Below are 15,940 nucleotides of genomic sequence, written 5' to 3'. Positions count from 1 at the left end.
CGAGGCGTGTCACCCCAAGGAGTTCGACCTGATGCCGGCCAACCATACGATGGGCTTCATCAAGAAGACCCACGCCAAGCGCGCCGACGCCGACCCGGCCTACTGTGCCATGTGCCACCCCTCGGACTTCTGCGTGGGGTGTCACCGCGGCAAGCCCGTGAGCCCCAACGCCCCCGGCTACCAGATCATCCCCGACGACCACAGACAAGCCAAGTGGCTCAAGGACCACGGTTCGCCCTACCTCGACGGTAAGGGTGCCTGCGGCTCGTGCCACGACGACGCCAGCTGTAAACGCTGCCACAAGACCGTCATGCCGCACCCCGTGGGATGGATCGAGAACCACACCCCGCCCCCCGGAGTGCCCAGGGATGATTGCGAAGTCTGCCATCAGGACCGCAGTTCCTGTCAGGAGTGCCACCACTCCAGTGTCCAACGCTCTACGCTGACGCGCGAGAACTGCGTGCCGTGCCACGATGAGATGAAGCAGGTCCCGGCCACGGGCATCAAGCACAAGTCCTTTGCCGAACACGCAGTACATTTCGATGTGGAGAAGTCGAAGGGGGCAGCATACGGCTGCTTCGAGTGCCACGTCAGCTACGGAAGCTCACCGGCGGCGCAGGAGGCCGCGGCGCGGCAGGGGCATGACCTTCGCTTGTGCGAGGCGTGTCACGGTGCGCGCGATGCTGTGACCAACGAACCGATCGCTCCGTACAGCGGACGCGAGCTTTGTCTTCGGTGCCACACCGATCTGAACATCTAGCTGCTCAACGCCACGGTCGCGCGTCAGACGCGCGTCATCTGACAAGGAGGGCTTTTCCAACATGACTTCCCAGAGACTCACGACCATCCTGCGGGTAGCCGTGGCGACCCTCGCCGCGGCGGTGATCGGCGTGGTGGCTGTGTTCGCCTACAACATCTACCTGGACCGGCAGGCCGCAATCCAGTCGACGCCCGCACTGCGGGTCGTTGCGGCGTACGAGAAGATCGTCAGGGCCCAGCCCAACAACGCGCCCAATCGCGTCCGTCTGGGAGAGGCCTATGCAGCTGCTGGCCAGTACCAGAAGGCGATTGAGCAGCTCAACGCCGCTATCAAGATCGACGAGAAACACCCCGGCGCCTACCTCGATCTTGGTCTGGTGGCCATGATCAACAACGAGAAGACCGAGGCGATCAAGTACTTCAAGCAGGTGGTCACGCTGACCGATGCCGCGGCTACGCGGAACACCGATGCGAAGCGCGAGCTTGCGCTCTACAACCTCGGCAAGATGGCGCTCGACGACAAGGACTACGAGCAGTCAGTCGGGTACTTCAAGGAGGCTCTGCGCATTCGCAGGGACGCTTCAGATACGTACCTGCTGCTGGCGCGGGCCTTCGACGGGCTCGGCGACAGCGCTTCCGCGATAAAGAACGTCGAGTACTCGCTGGCGTTCGACCCCAACTTCAGCCAGGCCAACTACCAGGCCGGCGAGTATTATCTGCGCGAGAAGAACTACCTGAAGGCGTCGGAGCATATCCGAAAGGCCATCGATGTGGCCCCTGAGGCGCCTGAACCCCAGGAGCTGCTCAAGAAGCTCGGAACCGCTGAAGCGTGGGTTGCCAAGGTGAACGACCAACGTGGAACGGACCCAGCGGAAGCGCTGACTTCGGTCAAGATCGCTCGCAGAATCGACCCTGAAAGCGCCGCCATCGCCGTCCTTCATGGTCAGGTGCTCGAGAGGCTCGGCAAGCAAGAAGAGGCGCTCGTCACCTACAAAGAGGCACTGAAGCTGGACACGTCGAACGCGAAGGCCAAGGCGGCCATCAAGCGCCTCGAGGCGGAGAAGCCCAAGAAGACCGAGTAGCTGGTCCCTCGTCCGGTTCTGGATGACATCAAGGAGCACCTGTGACCAAGAAGCAGAGAAGACTACTTATCGTCCTTATCATCCTGGCGCTACTTCTTGCCGCGCTGGCGGGCTACTACTCGTACTACCGATCCACCCAGAAGCTGTCGTTCGACCTGACGGGCCTTGTCGAGCAGGCCGACACGCCGATCCCCGAGTTCCTGTACGCGTTCAATGGTCGCGAGAATGATCGGCTCGTTCGCCCCACGGGCATCTTGGTATCGGACGGGCTCGTATACGTGCCCGATGCGAACGCGAGCCAGGTTCAGGTCTTCAACGAGCGCGGCGTGTGGCAGCGCTCGATTGGTGGTTCTGAGACTGTGACGCCGCTCTACATCGCGCGAAATCCGAAAAATGGCAATCTCTACGTGTCGGATCGTCGCAAGCGTGCCGTGCACATGTACACCACTGAAGGCAAGTATCTCGGCGAGTTCGACCCGAAGCTGCCCAAGGACCAACTGCCGAAGTTTGAGACCAACGGCGTCCAGTGGGTGCCGCTTGCACTCGAGTTCGGCGAGGACGGGACGTTCTACGTCACCGAGCTACTTAACGGCCACCGGCTCCTCATCTTCTCACCTGATGGTAAGTTCAAGCGGAGCGTCGGGACCGCGGCTATCGTGCTGCAGCCGGACAAGGCGCCGAACGTATTCCAGTTCCCCAACGGGATGATGGTTTTCAAAGACGAACTCTTCATCGCGGACAGCAACAACCGTCGGATTCAGGTATTCGACCTCAAGGGCGACTTCAAGCGCATTATCGTCACCCAGGGGCTCCCGCGGGGCGTAGCGCCGCTTCAGCCGCTTTCCGGCGATGACGCGTCGTCTACACCACGTATCGTCTCGGTTGATACGCTCGCTCACGATGCGACTATCTGGTCCGTCGATGGCAAGCAGCTCATCAACTTCGGTGAGCAGGGGCTGCTCGAGGGTCAGTTGAACTACCCGACTGCGGTTGCTGTCGGCTCAAAGAACCGCATCTTCGTCACCGATACCTCGAACGGCCGCGTGCAGGTGTGGGGATGGCCCGAGCAGGTTGCGGAGGTGCCCTTCGTGGGCCCGCCTTCCAGACTCTTGTGGTGTCTGGTGCCCCTGCTGCTGCTGCCCTTCCTCTTGCTGTTCAGGAAGCGCCGGTTCTATGCCACCGCCGACTTCGTGGTCGAGATGTTCGAGCTTGGTGAGCAGGATCAGTTGACCGAGGTTCGCCGTGTCAAGTGGATCACCACCGCCGATCAGCGCGAACTCATGGAGGCGGCGGCGCTTCCGCAGGAGTCCGTGGACCTGTTCGAAGTGTGGGAGCACTCCGAACCCGATGCCCAGGCGCTCGTCGACAAGTACGAGATCGAGCACGGCGAAGCCGTGATTCTCTCGGTCGCACAGCGCTCGAGGCTGTTGTGCACCGAGGACGAAGGGTTGACGGTCCTCGCGGTCAGAATGGAGATCGACGAGGTCGATGCACGTGGATTCCTCAAGCGATTCAAGCGCGGGTCTTCTGCCGAGACCGACGCTACCAGCGAGCAGTAGGCGCCATGGAGAGCGCGTAAGGTTTCGGGGGGCGGGAGCCCCGGACCGTCTTGAGGAATAGAACGGGTTTCCTTCTACTCTTGGTGTGTCTAAGACCCAGAGAAGAAAGGAAACCCGCATGCAAGATGATACCGCTGTGCTGATGTCGGCCCTGGTGGAGTGCTGCTTGGAGCGACTCACTCTCTTCGAGGACTTCGCGCGGGCCGAGACCAGCGCACACGAAGACGTGCTCAAGACGTTGGCCGACGCGATGTCTGAGGCTCTCGAGATCTTCGACGAACGACTGTTTCTGAGCAGGCCCGAGGGCTGGCGCGTGAAGGATGCCCGGCCCCGATCGATCCTCACGGAGTTCGGTGAGGTGAACTTCACCCGCCGCGTCTACGTCGACGAGTTCGGGGACCGGCGCACCTACCTCGACGAGATAGTGGCACTGCGCCCGAGGAAACGTCTGTCTCCGGGTGCGTATGAAGCACTTGCCCTCTTCGGCTCCGAGATCCCCTACGAGCGTTCCGCCCGCGTGCTGTTTCGGCACTGTCCGGACAGCGTGTCTGCGATGACGACGATGGGGGTGCTGCGCGAGACGGGCGACCTGCTCGAGATCGAGGCGGAAGCGCGCCGCCGGGAGCTGTTCGACGAGGGACTGGTACCAAGCGCATCGCGGGCGAGCGAGGAGCTGCGTGTCGAGGCCGACGGGATCTGGATCGCCCTGCAGCGAGCCCGAGGACGCGGCGTCGAGGTCAAGGCGCTCTGTGCCTATGAGGGCAAGAGCGCAGGTGAGCGCGTCGGGGTCGTCCACCACGCCCTCGTGGGCGGCCCGAAGCGCTTCTGGGAGGAGGGCGTGGCGCATCTGGCCGGCCACTACTCACTCACCTCACTCAAGCGCTGCTACACCGGAAGCGATGGCGCCGGCTGGTGCGGTTCGCTCGCCGACCACCTCCACGGACCGCAAGTCGTCCACAAGCTCGACCCCTGGCACGTCAACCGCGCGATCAAGACGGCCTTTCCCGAGCCCGGTCAGGCCGCCCTACTCTTCGAGCTGCTCCATACAGGCGACATCGACGGGCTTTTGTCCGAGATCGACTCCCGGGTCGCGCGCGGGGTCTCAGACGAGAAGAAGGCGGGCGCGCTCGCGACCTACATCCGGAACAACCGTGCCTCGATAGAGGTCGACGCGCCGAGCATGGGGACGATGGAGGGGACCAACGCACATCTCTACGCCGCCCGGATGAAGGTGTGGGGCGGCGCGTGGTCGAGAGAGGGTGCGAGTGACATGGCTCGCATCAGGGCGGCGCTGGCCTCAGGAGACAGGCTTCCCGTTCCCGTGAGAGAGGTCGCGTTCAGGGAGAAGGACCGCAAGAGGCGATCCGCGATCCTCGACAAGCAGCGCTACGGATTCGGCTACGAGATGGTAATCTCGGACGGAAAGGGATACGCACCACCAGCCGGGCATCTGATGCCGTTCTCGACGCGTCAGCAGCTCCTCGCGATGTTCAATCCCTTGAACTGAGAGTAGACCCCCCAAATCCTTACGCGCTCGATCAAGGTTGAAGCGCGCCCCGCGAAGCGTCGTTTCCCCTACAATGACGGCGTACATTCGGCCTTGAATCGTGAGGGAGTCTCGCCGTGACCGACTTCTCGACGCTCACCCCCGACTCTCAGGGGAAAGTTCGCGACCTGTTCGACCTCGGCGACAAGCTTCTGCTCGTCGCATCCGACCGCATCAGCGCCTTCGACTTCGTGCTGCCCGAGCCGATTCCGTTCAAGGGCGAGGTGCTGACCAAGCTCTCGCTGTTCTGGTTCGATCTGTTGGGCGACGTGGTCGACAACCACCTGCTGTCGGCCGATGTGGCCGACCTACCCGCGGAGTTCGCGCCGCACGCCGAGTACCTGCGCGGCCGCTTCATGCTCGTGAAAAAGGCGAAGGTCTGGCCGGTCGAGTGCATCGTGCGCGGCTACCTGGCCGGCTCGGGCCTGAAGGAGTACGCGAAGCAGGGAACGGTCTGCGGGATTCCATTGCCGGCGGGGCTCGTCGATTCCAGCAAGCTCGAGGAGCCGCTGTTCACGCCCTCGACGAAAGCCGAGATCGGCGATCACGACGAGAACATCAGCTATGAGGTCATGGTCGAGATCGTCGGCGAGGATACGGCAGCAGCTCTGCGCGACGCTTCGATCGCGATCTACTCCAAGGCGCGCGATCACGCCGCGTCGCGGGGCATCATCATCGCCGACACCAAGTTCGAGTTCGGCGACGTGAACGGCACTCTCACTCTCATCGACGAGGTCCTTACGCCCGACTCCAGCCGCTTCTGGCCCGCCGACAGCTATGAGCCGGGCCGTGGCCAGTCGAGCTTCGACAAGCAGTACGTCCGCGACTGGCTCGAGGGCACCGGCTGGGACAAGCAGCCGCCCACGCCGTCGTTGCCTGCCGAGGTCATCGAGGCGACCAGCGCGAAGTACATCCAAGCCTATGAGCTCATCACGGGTCGCACATTCCAGCCGGAAGGGGCTGCATAGCCTTGGCACGTAGGAATCCGTTGAACGAGCGCTACGGGAAGCACACCGCGCCCGCAGGCAAGACCCGCAAGTCGGCCGCGTCGGCCAAGCCCAAGCGCGCGATCTCGTCAGGGACCTCGGGGAGCGCCAGCAAGGCGAAGCCTGCAGCTAGCCGCGGGCCGCGCGTCTCGATCCATCCGCCCACTCCCGAGTACAAGCGCTGGCGCACGATCTGGTGGGTGCTGCTGGGTTCCGCGATCGTGCTTTCCACGCTCGCATGGTGGCTGTGGCAGGATGATGCCCAACGCTCCGTTGGCAACTGGGTGCTGGGCGCGGGCTACGCGATGATCTTCGCCGCGATCTTCGTCGACTGGAGCAAGATGCGTCCGCTGCGCAAAGAGTGGGCGGCGTCCGGCGGCAAGCTGCCGAAGGCCGAGAAGCCTGAGGCCGAGAAGCCTGAGGCCAAGGCCAGCGGCGAAACCGAATCCGGCGATTCCACCGAGTCCTGACCGCGCGTTAAGAAGGGGAGCCACCGCATGGCGCGCTACGAGATCTTCGTGACCTACAAGTCCGGCATCTTCGACCCGCCGGGTGCGACCGCCGAGCGGGCGCTCGCTCAGATCGGCTATCAGGGTGTCGAGTCGGTGCAGATCGGCAAGTACATCCGGCTCGGCGGCGAGGTCGACCTGGCCGCGGTCACCGAGATGTGCGAGAAGCTGCTGGCCAACCCGGTCATCGAAGACTTCCGTATCGAGACGGTCGAGGAGTAGCGCATGCGGTTCGGCGTGGTCATCTTCCCGGGTTCGAACTGCGACCAAGACGTCGTGGGCGCGTGCCGGTATCTGGGCCTTGAGGCCGAGTATGTGTGGCATGGCGACACGTCGCTTGCCGGCTTCGACGCGGTCGTGCTGCCCGGCGGCTTCAGCTACGGCGACTACATCCGCTGTGGGGCGGTTGCCCGGTTCAGTCCGGTCATGAACGAGGTCGTTCGGTTCGCCGAGAAGGGCGGGCCGGTGCTGGGCATCTGCAACGGCTTCCAGATACTGACCGAGGCGCACCTGTTGCCCGGCGCGCTGCTGCGCAACCGCGGCCTGAAGTTCATCTGCCGCACGGTGCCGCTGCGCGTGGACGGCTCGTGCGACTGGCTCGAGCTGCCGGAAGGCACCGTGCTTGAGGTGCCGATCAACCACAACGAAGGCAACTTCACCTGCGACGCCGAGACGCTCGAGCGGCTCAATGGCAACGGCCAGGTTGTGCTTCGCTACTGCGAGGCGGACGGTTCGAGCGCCGAGGGCGGCTCCGCGCCGAATGGCGCACTCGACGACATCGCGGGAATCTGCAACGAGCGCGGCAACGTCTTCGGCCTCATGCCGCACCCCGAGCGCGTCGTCGACCCGACGGCCGGAGGTACCGACGGCCAGCCGTTCTTCACCACGATCGTGCGCACCCTCGCTGAGGTGGCCGGCTAGTGCACGGCGACGTCGAGCTTGGCGGGCCGGTGTGGCTCTTCGCCACGGCGGTGCTGCTGCTGACGGTCGGCCTCGGACTGTTCGTGGTCTTCGATGTCGTGCGCCGCATCCGCCGCGGCCGCGACGAAGCGGTTGGGCGGGGGGCGCTCGTGGCGTTCGCCGTGGGCGAGGGGGTCTTTCTGCTGACGCTGGTGGCGGTACAGCTTCTTCAGGGCGTCTCGCTCGTGAGCGCCGTTCCCGTGGTGCTGATGCCGTTCGCGCTCGCGGGTGGCATCGCGTACCTGCTCAAGGTGGTGTATCCGCGGGGGTAGGAGAGGGGGTCGCGTGGAAGTAGTGTTGCTCTTGTTGGTTCCTGTATTGCTCCCGGCGATCCTCATGCATGGCCGGAAGTCGGCTCGTTTCTGGTACGTGTTGAGCGCAGTCGGGGTTGTCCTGGAGCTCATCGTAGTAGTGCTCGTAAGCCAGAACCCCTTCCCCGCCGCGGAGAATAGTTGGGCCATCCTTTTCTACGGCATCCTGATCTTCGGGCTCGTGACGGTGCCCATTGGCATTCTTGGCATCGGGATGCTCGTTGATCGCATCGTCGAACGGTTGCTCCTTGTGCTGAGACGATCGAGGTTCCGCGTCGGAGCGACCACAGACCGCGATCACCCCCCTGACGGCGGCGAGTCTCAGGCAGCAGGGGCGGTACTCGCTTCACGGAGCGCACGACGCGAAAAGGCCATTCGTGCTGTTGCCGTGGTGGTCGTGGTCGGCATCGTCGGTAGTCTCATCTACGGCGAGATACTCAGACCGTTCTGACCAAGTACGGCAGCGCCGAGACCGCTGAACTCATGACGGTCGTGTACGTTGTGAGCGCTGGCGGCGCGCTGTGGCACGTGGTCGGGAGCTCGCCCTAGACTGGGGGGTTGCGTGGCGCTGGCCGGAATGAGTAGTCCGACGAGCGCCTGGCACGTGTTTGAGCGGTGTGTCCGGAGACGCAGTGGGAGGGGATTTCACAGGTGAGTGGCGACGGATCACTGGGATTGCTATGGGGAGCGGCCTACGTTGCGACCACCGTGGTTGTGGCGTTCTTGCCGTGGTGGCTCGCCCGTGACACCGGGACGGCGTTGACTTGGCGTGCAGTCGGTATCGCGCTCTCCGTTTCAGCGGTGTCCGGGGCATTCATGCTGGTGACGGGGGAATCATGGTCGGCACTGCCGGGATACCTCCTCATGTGGGGCTCGTTCTGGGTCGCGATGATTGTCGCCTCGGCGGGCGTTCTGATTGCGACAGTCCGCATCGCGAGAAGCGAAGGGCGCATGGCGACGCTGCGTCCGGCGGCCATGCTCGCGCTGATAGTGGTTCTCGCCTTGACGGTGGGCGTCGCGCCGATGCGTCAGCAGGCATCGAGAGAGGAGCGCTTCGAGGCGCGCATCACCGATATGGCCTTGAGCGCGTCGGAGCGCGGCGTTCCGCTCGAGGAAATCGAGAGCCGACTCCTTCGGGCCGGGCGGACGACCATTGAGCAGGAGTCAGAGGGTGGCTCTGTGCGTCACACCGCGTTCGACCGTGAGCTCGTCAAGCTGTGGCACCCGGCGGCCAAGTTCGCGCATCTCAGGGCTGAGCCTTCGAGATGGGAGCTGCCCGAGATGCTTGAGGATGACGCACTCGTATTGGAGGCGGCAGACGAGGCAGCTCGAGATCGCTTGGCCGGCCTATATCATGGGTTTGAGGGGATCGGCGCGGATGCGACGTTCACGGTTATCGAACGAACGGACGAAGATCGAGAAAGGGCGGAGCGAGCCGGTCTGCGGTTCAAAGGTTTTCGCATCGTCGGTCCAGAAGGCACAACGCTTCTGTTCGAGAACCATCGATTCAAGCGCATCATCTTCAAGGTGTCAGAAGGAACCGCAGCCGATTCGGATGGTTACTTGGTCTGCCACGTCTACCTGGCCAGCCCAGACGGCCTGAGCTGGCACGTCGTTGGCGCCGCGCGGCACATTCGGACACCATGACCGACGGCCCGTAGGCCCGTCGCGCTCGCGGGGCACACCGGGGGTCGTCTCTCTGCTGGAGGGATATCAGTCCCAGCGCATCGAATACGAGTTGAGTCAGAATGCGAAACCGCTGTATTCGAAGGTGCTGAAAGTGCATCTCGGTAGCCCCGACGGCAGACAGTGGTACGTCGTCAGGGTCGAGTAGGGACCCAGGGGTCTGCAGCCTCCATGCGGGCCAGAAGGTCAAAGACCGCCGATCGGGGCCGTGGTCGCGTATCCTCTTAAGGTGGTGTATCCGCGGGGGTAGGGGGATCGTTGAGCGGACAGGAATCGTCGGAACTTGCGCTGATCGTCTTGTTCTATGCGGCACAAGCAGTGGGGGTGGCGTTCATCCCGTGGTTGCTGCATCGCGGCACGGAGAAGGCGACGCTTTGGCTCGGGCTCGGGGCCGCGGTTTCCGCCACGGTGGGCACGGCGGTTCTCATGTTCCTGTGGTCCTCCGGTGACGCGTGGGTCGGCCTCTACGCTGGGATGGCGTTGTTCGGCTCATGCCTGCTCGCGGTGGCGGTCGCTGCCGTGGGCACCCTGATTGCCGTTCTCGATCGCGCGAGCAACAAGCAACGCATGGCGACCTTCCGCGCCGCTGCGGCGCTCGTGTTCATCTTGGTCCTCGCCTTGGCGGTTCTCGCGGGGCCCATCTTGTACGACCGCGCGCGAACAGAGCGCTTCGAAACCCGCATCGCCGAGCTGGCTCTCAAGCCGCCTCCGCCCGGCGTGTCGCTTGAGGAGATCGAGATCCGGCTCACGCGGGCGGGGCAGAGCGCCATCGAGCAGGCGAGGGCGGGAGACGAGCCGACGTACAACGATTTCAACCTGGAACTGGTCCGGCTCTGGCATCCTGCCAACAAGCTGGTGCACTTCGCGGAATGGAACTCAGAGTGGGATGCCAAGATGCTTGAGGATGATGCGCTCCTCATGCAGGCCGTGGATGAGGAAGCTAGCGAGTTCTTGCTCTCGGTGACAGGCACTGGCGGCTTTGGAACCGAGGGGGAGCAGGGGTCGTTCGAGGTCATCGAGCGCTGGAGCGAGACCCGCGAGCGCGCGGAGCCGAGTGGCATCTCCTATTACGGGAGTGGCTACCGTGTCGACGGCCCGCAGGGCACCACTCAGTTGTTCGAGAACTACAAGTTCCGGCGCATCGTCTTCAAGCTGTCAGAAGGGGCCGCCGCTGATGCGAAAGGCTACAAAGTCTACCACGTCTATGTGACGAGTCCCGACGGTGTGAACTGGTACGTTGTGGGCCTGAAGGACTACTTCCGGACGCCGTGAGGGGCGGACTCGTCGGTTCACCGGGTACCTGAGCCATGATCTACCATGAAAAACCGTCAGCGCGTGAAGGAATTTCATGGTTAACGCCACTCACGGCACCAATCGCAGGGCGCGCGTAGTCGCGGGCCAGCCTCAGCGGATGCGATACCCCAGCGCTGCAAGCTCGTCGAGGTTCACGCAGTCGTAGCCGCGGCGCTTCAGCCCGCTGAGGATGATCGGCACGGCACGTCCCGTCGTAGCGACTTGGCCGCCCGAGTCGTGCATGAGCACGATCGAACCGTCACGCGTGTGGCTGAGCACGTGGCCGGCGATGCTGCCAGCCGAGCCTCCTCGCCAATCTTGGGGGTCGACGGTCCACAGAACCTGGCGCATCCCGGCAGACCGAATCGCGTCCGCCACGCGCGGTGAAGTCGAGCCGTACGGCGGGCGGAGCCACGTGACCTTCTGGCCGCTGATGCTCTCGACGATGCGCTTGCCCGAGGCGAGGTCTGATGCGAGTGCGCCGCCTCCAAGCTGCGTCAGGATGCGGTGGGCAAGCGAGTGACTCGCGAGCAGGTGGCCTTCGGCGTGAATCCGGCGTGTGGTGCCGGGAGCTGCCGCTGCAAGGCGGCCCGTGAGGAAGAACGTCGCGGGCGCGTCCGCGCTTCGCAGCGCGGCGAGTACCAGGGGTGTGGTGCGGCCCGACGGCCCGTCGTCGAACGTGAGAGCCACGACCTTACTGCCGACCGAGCGGACGCGGCGAGACGACGTGTGAGTCGGACCGGGGCAGCCGCTCGCCGAGACACTCATGCGTACCTGGTACAGGCCGCGCGTGCGCAGGCGGACGGACACCGCGACGCGCTTCGACGCCATCGGCGACGCGAGCACCCGTTGGGCGAGTGGTCGCCAGGCGCTGGCCTTGCCTCGGATGATGCGCCGGTACTCGACGGTCACGGTCGCGGGTGTGGTCGCCGAGACGATGCAGCTCACGGGGAACGCGCGGTAGTTGCGCGCGACGATGGGTGCGGTGACCGAGCGGGCGATCGGACGCGGACCGGGTGCGGGCGGAGTGACATCAGACGACGGAGGTACCGTCGGGGTCGTTGTCTCGCTGCTGGGCGGAGGCGCGGTCGGGGTGGTGTCGGCGAAGGCCGCAGTGCCGCTGGCCAACGCGAGAAGACACGCCGCCGTCAGCAGTGTGATGCTCCTCCACGTGCGCGCGAATCCGTGATACCGACCCATGGCGTCCCCCAGCTTCGATCATTCCTCGTGTTCACATAGTGCGCTCGGCAAGTCGGCCGCGTCCAGAGCACTGCGCGAAGGTAAGAAATCGGTACGAATCCGGTGGCACTCTCGTCGTACGGTCTGTCTCGGCCACGCGCGGTCGGCACGATTGTCCAACGATCGAGAGGGGGCGTACCCGATGCGCCAAAGTACAGCTCGTCTCGCGGCGGTTCTTGCCGCGCTCATGCTTCTCACCGCAGCCGCGCCGATCACGGCGGGCGCGGCACCGCGTGCCCACAAGCGCCTGGACCGCGATGGCTCTGTCCCCAAGAAGTGGGACCTGCCCACACCCGTTCTTCCGAGCGACGACACGACCCCGACCGATGCGGGTGGCATCGGCGACGGGCACAACCACCTATCGTTCGCTCGGTTCGACACTGGCGACATCGTGTGCGCGTTCCCGGGCGGGTTCCTGGTCGGACACGCCGGCATATTCAACGACGCGCTCCACAGCTCGGACTACTCGAAGTGTGTGTGGTCGGCGAACAAGACGCCGGTCAGCCAGGTGCAACTTGAGACACCCGCAAGCTTCCGCAACTACGACTACGCATTCGGTATCTGGGTGCCGAGCAAAGCGAGCTACGGGAAATCCGTCGTGAGCTGGAGTGCCACCCATAGAGGCAAGCCTTACGACGTCAACTCCTCGAAGACGGACCTCTCGCGCTGGTACTGCTCGAAGCTGCCGTGGGCTGGCTGGAAGGTTCGCACCGGCCTTGACCTGGACGCCGATGGCGGCTACTGGGTCAAGCCGGCCGACCTGGTGAACTCCCGCTACACGAGCACATTCGCCTACAGCGAGTAGGAGGATCGCGGGGGCCGTCGGCCGACAGTGGTTGACGGTCCCCGCTCGTGGGTGACAGCACAAAGCGATTCACAGGGCAGTGCCTGGAGGGACGAATCCGCGCAGAGTCATGGGGAAGGGAGTCAGGCGTCGGCAGAGAAAGACCGTGGAGCCAGTCGGGGCGACGAGAGGGGCGAGTTGTGAGGTCAGGATGGTCAGCGTTGATGAGTATGGCGCTTCTGTTCGGTGCAGCGTCGTTCGCGGCGAGCGGCTGTTCGCAAGCGCCCAGCAGTGCGGCGGTGGCGGCGGTGCTGGACACGACGGGGAAGGTCCACGTCGTCGATCTTGAGACGGGGCGGCTGATTCGGTCGACGGCTTTGCGCTCGCCGGCGTCGGATATCGCCGCCGACGAGGTTCGGGGGCGGTTCGTTACGGCTCAGTGCGGGCGTGGCGGCATGCAGTCCGACGATCGGCTCGGCATCATAGGGGATCGCGGTCTCCTTCGTCCCCGCTACGTGAAGCTGCCCGCCTCCAGCCCGCTGGGCGTGGAGGTCGTCGCGCCCGGCCGTGTCGTGGTGGATCATGGCGTGATGGTCGAGGACGGCGTTTTCGCATGCGTGGTCGATACGGACTCCGAGGAAGTGGTTCGGACCGGCGAGATTCCGGAGAACCTGAACCCGCTGGTGTTCGCGGCAGGGCGCATCTGGTCCTCGGGCTCGAACCTCGATGGCTCCCGCCGCTCGCTGCGCACGGTCGATTCGGAGACCCTCTCCTCGACCGAGGTTCTCGCCCCGGGTGTGTTTCCGATCATCGAATGCGCTGGAGATGATGACGTCTTCGGGTGGCTGAGCCCTGAGTACGGCAAGGGATCGCTGGCCCGCCTCGATGCGCGGACCGCCAGCGTCGAAGCGTCGCGATCGGTTGACCTCGTCGGCGGATGCGGCGACATGGTGCTGGTCGGCGACACGCTGGTCTTCGCTGATTGGGCGGGCCAGGATCTGGCTCAGACCGGAACGGCACTCATCTTCGCGGATCCCGCGACGCTTGAGGAGACCGGCCGAATCGATGTCCCGGGCGGGGCGTGCGATGTACAGCCGTGGGGAGATCGAGTTGTGGTTGCGAGCTTCGGGGACTCGAGGCTGCTCGTGATCGATCCGGTGACGGCGAAGGTTGATCGGACGATCGATCTTCCGAAACTCGACCTGCCGGTCAGGCTTGCGGTGATGGAGTAGGCAGAGCGGTCCTAGCGGCCGACGATGCCGAACGCGGTTCCGCGGTCGAGGAAGGGGGCGTTCTCACCAGAGGTGAGGTCGGCGCGCTCCGCGGGCGAGGACGTCAGGAAGACCCCGCCGTTCCACGTGCTCTCAAGCCGGTAGACGGGGCGTGTGCCGGCGGCGCCTGCCGGGGCAACAAGGCAGGCGGTTCCGCTCGCCTCCCACGTGGCATCGGGGAGAGCCAGAAGGCGATCGCGCTCGGCGGGATCGACGGTGTAGCGCCATGCGCCGGTCGAACGGTCATGAAGTCGCATCAGCGGCAGCCGGTTCGCGGAGGCCGAGCGGGTGAGTGCGAAGGCGACGCCGTCGTAGCGCCAGCGCAGGGGGTCGCGCGTGGTGAGAGCGAAGCGTTCGGTGGTGCTCCACGTGTAGAAGAACGCGCCCGACTCGACGTCGACCAGGCGGTGCACCGCGCGCGTCGGTGGCGTGCGGCGTGGATCGCCGAAGTAGCGGACGTACACGTCCCAGAACAGGCGCTGGGGGTAGAACGGCGTGTAGGTGTACAGCGCGTACGTGCACGCGTTGCGAGGCGTTATCGTCGCGAGCCGGCCGCCACCGGCACCGCGCACGGTGACTTCCTTCTTCAGCCCCGGACGCCAGGCGAAGTCGGTCTCGTAGGTCGACAGCTTCCGCGTGCCGTGCCACACCTGATTGCCGAAGCCCGGGAAGCGCTCGGTGCTGCCCGGGAAGATGCCGCACCCCATCGCCTCGTTGAGCCGCTTCGACCCCGGCGAGCGCATCGCGAGCAGACTCTGCTCCTTCTGGAGCGTGGCGAGGATGACCTTCGGGTTGAGGTCCCACGCCTGAGCCGCCTCGTAGATGATGCGCGAGGCGCGTTTGCGGACGCCCTGATGGTCGGCGGCGACGTAGGTGTCGAGCACCCCCGGCTGCCTTGCGAGGAAGCGCTGGATCTGCGCCTCGGACATCGAGTCGACATCGCGCCACACCTCGTAGCTGATGATGTCGAGCGGGTTGAACCGGGGGGCCGCGTTGGCGGTCGCGGGTGTCGCGAGTGCGCCGGCCACGAGCGCCACCGCGAGGGTGATTCGTGCAAGGCGATGGATGAGCGGTGAGGAGGACATGCCCGCATCATACTCTCGTCAGATGCCGTCAGCGTTTGACGGCGCGAGGGTGCGGGAATCATACTGATAGTATGAACCTGAGTATGAACCGTTCTGCCGTGCGAACGAGGAGGCGTCGTGACCGCCCGTGTGACCATATCGCTGCCCGACGAGTTGCTGGCGCGTCTCGACGCTGAGGCCGATGCTGCCGGCGTGCCCCGCAGCGAACTCGTGCAGGAGTCGCTCGCGACGTACCTGGGCAAGACCGCAGACGAGCGTGAGCGCGATGCGCGCAGGGCCCGGGGACTCGCCGCGCTCGAAAGCATGCGGACGTTCCACCTGCGCTATCCGATCAACGACGACCGCCCGAGCCTCGAGATTCTCAGGGAGATCAGAGAGACGGACGACTCCGCCCCGCTCAGGTACGCGCACGACGGGGAGCGGGAGTGAGTTCGCGGGAAGCCTTCGCACTCGATGCGTCCATCGGGGTGAAGTGGTTCATGGACGAACCCGGCTCGGACGCCTCGCGTGTCCTGTATCGCAGGGCAATGGACGGAGAGATTCTGCTCGTTGCGCCGACGCATTTCGTGCACGAGGTGCTGTCCGTCGTGCGGCGCGAATTCACCCATCGGGCGATTCCCGAGGCGTGGGAGGATATGAAAGCGTCGGGCATCACGATCGTTCCGCTCGAAGACCAAGTCATCGCCGAGGCCGCCACCCAGTGCGCCGCCCTGGGCTGCTCGTTCTACGACGCGCTCGCGCCGGCGTGCGCGAGTCTGCTCGGTGCGACGCTCGTGAGCGCGGACGCCTGTGCACACGGTGCGTATCCCGGCGCGCTGATCATCACGTGACACACGCCGCTCGCCCACGTGTTCGCGTGGCATGGGCGCA

Annotated in this window: 18 protein-coding genes; 16 read left to right on the top strand and 2 right to left on the bottom strand. The window is 64.9% G+C overall.

Features of this window, described 5'->3' with window-relative positions; translation table 11 throughout:
• The 12 genes from U1E26_03995 to U1E26_03940 all read left to right on the top strand — a co-directional run.
• The coding region (locus U1E26_03995; protein MDZ4168803.1) for a hypothetical protein at positions 1–760 on the top strand (760 nt) is incomplete at its 5' end.
• Positions 761–821: 61 nt separating this feature from the next.
• The gene (locus U1E26_03990) at positions 822–1,841 is read left to right on the top strand and encodes a tetratricopeptide repeat protein (GenBank protein MDZ4168802.1); all 1,020 of its coding nucleotides are present in this window, start codon (positions 822–824) and stop codon (positions 1,839–1,841) included.
• A gap of 41 nt (positions 1,842–1,882) precedes the next feature.
• Positions 1,883–3,400 carry a hypothetical protein gene (locus U1E26_03985; protein MDZ4168801.1) on the top strand — a complete coding sequence of 506 codons (1,518 nt, stop codon included), beginning with the start codon at positions 1,883–1,885 and terminating at the stop codon, positions 3,398–3,400.
• Positions 3,401–3,518: 118 nt separating this feature from the next.
• Complete coding sequence (locus U1E26_03980; GenBank protein MDZ4168800.1) at positions 3,519–4,907, top strand: ISLre2 family transposase; 1,389 nt, start codon at positions 3,519–3,521, stop codon at positions 4,905–4,907.
• 116 nt (positions 4,908–5,023) lie between these two features.
• Positions 5,024–5,914 (top strand): phosphoribosylaminoimidazolesuccinocarboxamide synthase, encoded by an 891-nt coding sequence (locus U1E26_03975; protein MDZ4168799.1) that lies wholly within the window; start codon positions 5,024–5,026, stop codon positions 5,912–5,914.
• A 2-nt stretch (positions 5,915–5,916) separates the two neighbouring features.
• Positions 5,917–6,402, top strand: coding sequence for a hypothetical protein (locus U1E26_03970; protein ID MDZ4168798.1), 486 nt, complete (start codon positions 5,917–5,919; stop codon positions 6,400–6,402).
• A gap of 27 nt (positions 6,403–6,429) precedes the next feature.
• Entirely contained in the window at positions 6,430–6,663 is a 234-nt protein-coding gene (gene purS, locus U1E26_03965; protein MDZ4168797.1) for a phosphoribosylformylglycinamidine synthase subunit PurS, read from the top strand.
• Positions 6,664–6,666: 3 nt separating this feature from the next.
• On the top strand, positions 6,667–7,362 hold the full coding sequence (gene purQ, locus U1E26_03960) for a phosphoribosylformylglycinamidine synthase subunit PurQ (GenBank protein MDZ4168796.1): 696 nt from the start codon (positions 6,667–6,669) through the stop codon (positions 7,360–7,362).
• Positions 7,362–7,673: a hypothetical protein gene (locus U1E26_03955; GenBank protein MDZ4168795.1), complete on the top strand. Its 312-nt coding sequence runs from the start codon at positions 7,362–7,364 to the stop codon at positions 7,671–7,673. The genes purQ and U1E26_03955 overlap by 1 nt, the downstream gene beginning before the upstream one ends.
• A 13-nt stretch (positions 7,674–7,686) precedes the next feature.
• Positions 7,687–8,163, top strand: coding sequence for a hypothetical protein (locus tag U1E26_03950; GenBank protein MDZ4168794.1), 477 nt, complete (start codon positions 7,687–7,689; stop codon positions 8,161–8,163).
• A 200-nt stretch (positions 8,164–8,363) separates the two neighbouring features.
• Entirely contained in the window at positions 8,364–9,359 is a 996-nt protein-coding gene (locus U1E26_03945) for a hypothetical protein (GenBank protein MDZ4168793.1), read from the top strand.
• Positions 9,360–9,656: 297 nt separating this feature from the next.
• Entirely contained in the window at positions 9,657–10,670 is a 1,014-nt protein-coding gene (locus U1E26_03940) for a hypothetical protein (GenBank protein MDZ4168792.1), read from the top strand.
• Positions 10,671–10,802: 132 nt separating this feature from the next.
• Here U1E26_03940 and U1E26_03935 read toward each other — a convergent pair whose 3' ends face one another.
• On the bottom strand, positions 10,803–11,891 hold the full coding sequence (locus U1E26_03935; GenBank protein ID MDZ4168791.1) for a polysaccharide deacetylase family protein: 1,089 nt from the start codon (positions 11,889–11,891) through the stop codon (positions 10,803–10,805).
• Between the two features lie 181 nt (positions 11,892–12,072).
• Between U1E26_03935 and U1E26_03930 the strand changes: the two genes are divergently transcribed.
• Both U1E26_03930 and U1E26_03925 read left to right on the top strand, forming a co-directional pair.
• Entirely contained in the window at positions 12,073–12,735 is a 663-nt protein-coding gene (locus U1E26_03930; GenBank protein ID MDZ4168790.1) for a hypothetical protein, read from the top strand.
• Positions 12,736–12,914: 179 nt separating this feature from the next.
• Positions 12,915–13,946: a hypothetical protein gene (locus U1E26_03925; protein MDZ4168789.1), complete on the top strand. Its 1,032-nt coding sequence runs from the start codon at positions 12,915–12,917 to the stop codon at positions 13,944–13,946.
• A gap of 11 nt (positions 13,947–13,957) precedes the next feature.
• Here the strand turns inward: U1E26_03925 and U1E26_03920 are convergent, their stop codons facing one another.
• Complete coding sequence (locus U1E26_03920) at positions 13,958–15,070, bottom strand: hypothetical protein (protein MDZ4168788.1); 1,113 nt, start codon at positions 15,068–15,070, stop codon at positions 13,958–13,960.
• A 117-nt stretch (positions 15,071–15,187) separates the two neighbouring features.
• Between U1E26_03920 and U1E26_03915 the strand changes: the two genes are divergently transcribed.
• Entirely contained in the window at positions 15,188–15,499 is a 312-nt protein-coding gene (locus tag U1E26_03915; GenBank protein ID MDZ4168787.1) for a ribbon-helix-helix domain-containing protein, read from the top strand.
• Positions 15,496–15,900, top strand: coding sequence for a type II toxin-antitoxin system VapC family toxin (locus tag U1E26_03910; GenBank protein MDZ4168786.1), 405 nt, complete (start codon positions 15,496–15,498; stop codon positions 15,898–15,900). Before U1E26_03915 ends, U1E26_03910 begins: the two co-directional genes overlap by 4 nt.
• Positions 15,901–15,940: the final 40 nt, after the last annotated feature.

The sequence above is a fragment of the Coriobacteriia bacterium genome (assembly GCA_034370385.1).
GTDB lineage: Bacteria > Actinomycetota > Coriobacteriia > Anaerosomatales > PHET01 > JAXMKZ01.
This window is presented reverse-complemented; position numbering and strand designations above follow the sequence as displayed.

Bases quoted from the DNA above. Each gene is read 5' to 3' on its own strand.
- U1E26_03990 (MDZ4168802.1), top strand. From the start codon at position 822: ATGACTTCCCAGAGACTCACGACCATCCTGCGGGTAGCCGTGGCGACC.
- U1E26_03980 (MDZ4168800.1), top strand. From the start codon at position 3,519: ATGCAAGATGATACCGCTGTGCTGATGTCGGCCCTGGTGGAGTGCTGC.
- purS (MDZ4168797.1), top strand. From the start codon at position 6,430: ATGGCGCGCTACGAGATCTTCGTGACCTACAAGTCCGGCATCTTCGAC.
- purQ (MDZ4168796.1), top strand. From the start codon at position 6,667: ATGCGGTTCGGCGTGGTCATCTTCCCGGGTTCGAACTGCGACCAAGAC.
- U1E26_03935 (MDZ4168791.1), bottom strand. From the start codon at position 11,891: ATGGGTCGGTATCACGGATTCGCGCGCACGTGGAGGAGCATCACACTG.
- U1E26_03930 (MDZ4168790.1), top strand. From the start codon at position 12,073: ATGCGCCAAAGTACAGCTCGTCTCGCGGCGGTTCTTGCCGCGCTCATG.
- U1E26_03920 (MDZ4168788.1), bottom strand. From the start codon at position 15,070: ATGTCCTCCTCACCGCTCATCCATCGCCTTGCACGAATCACCCTCGCG.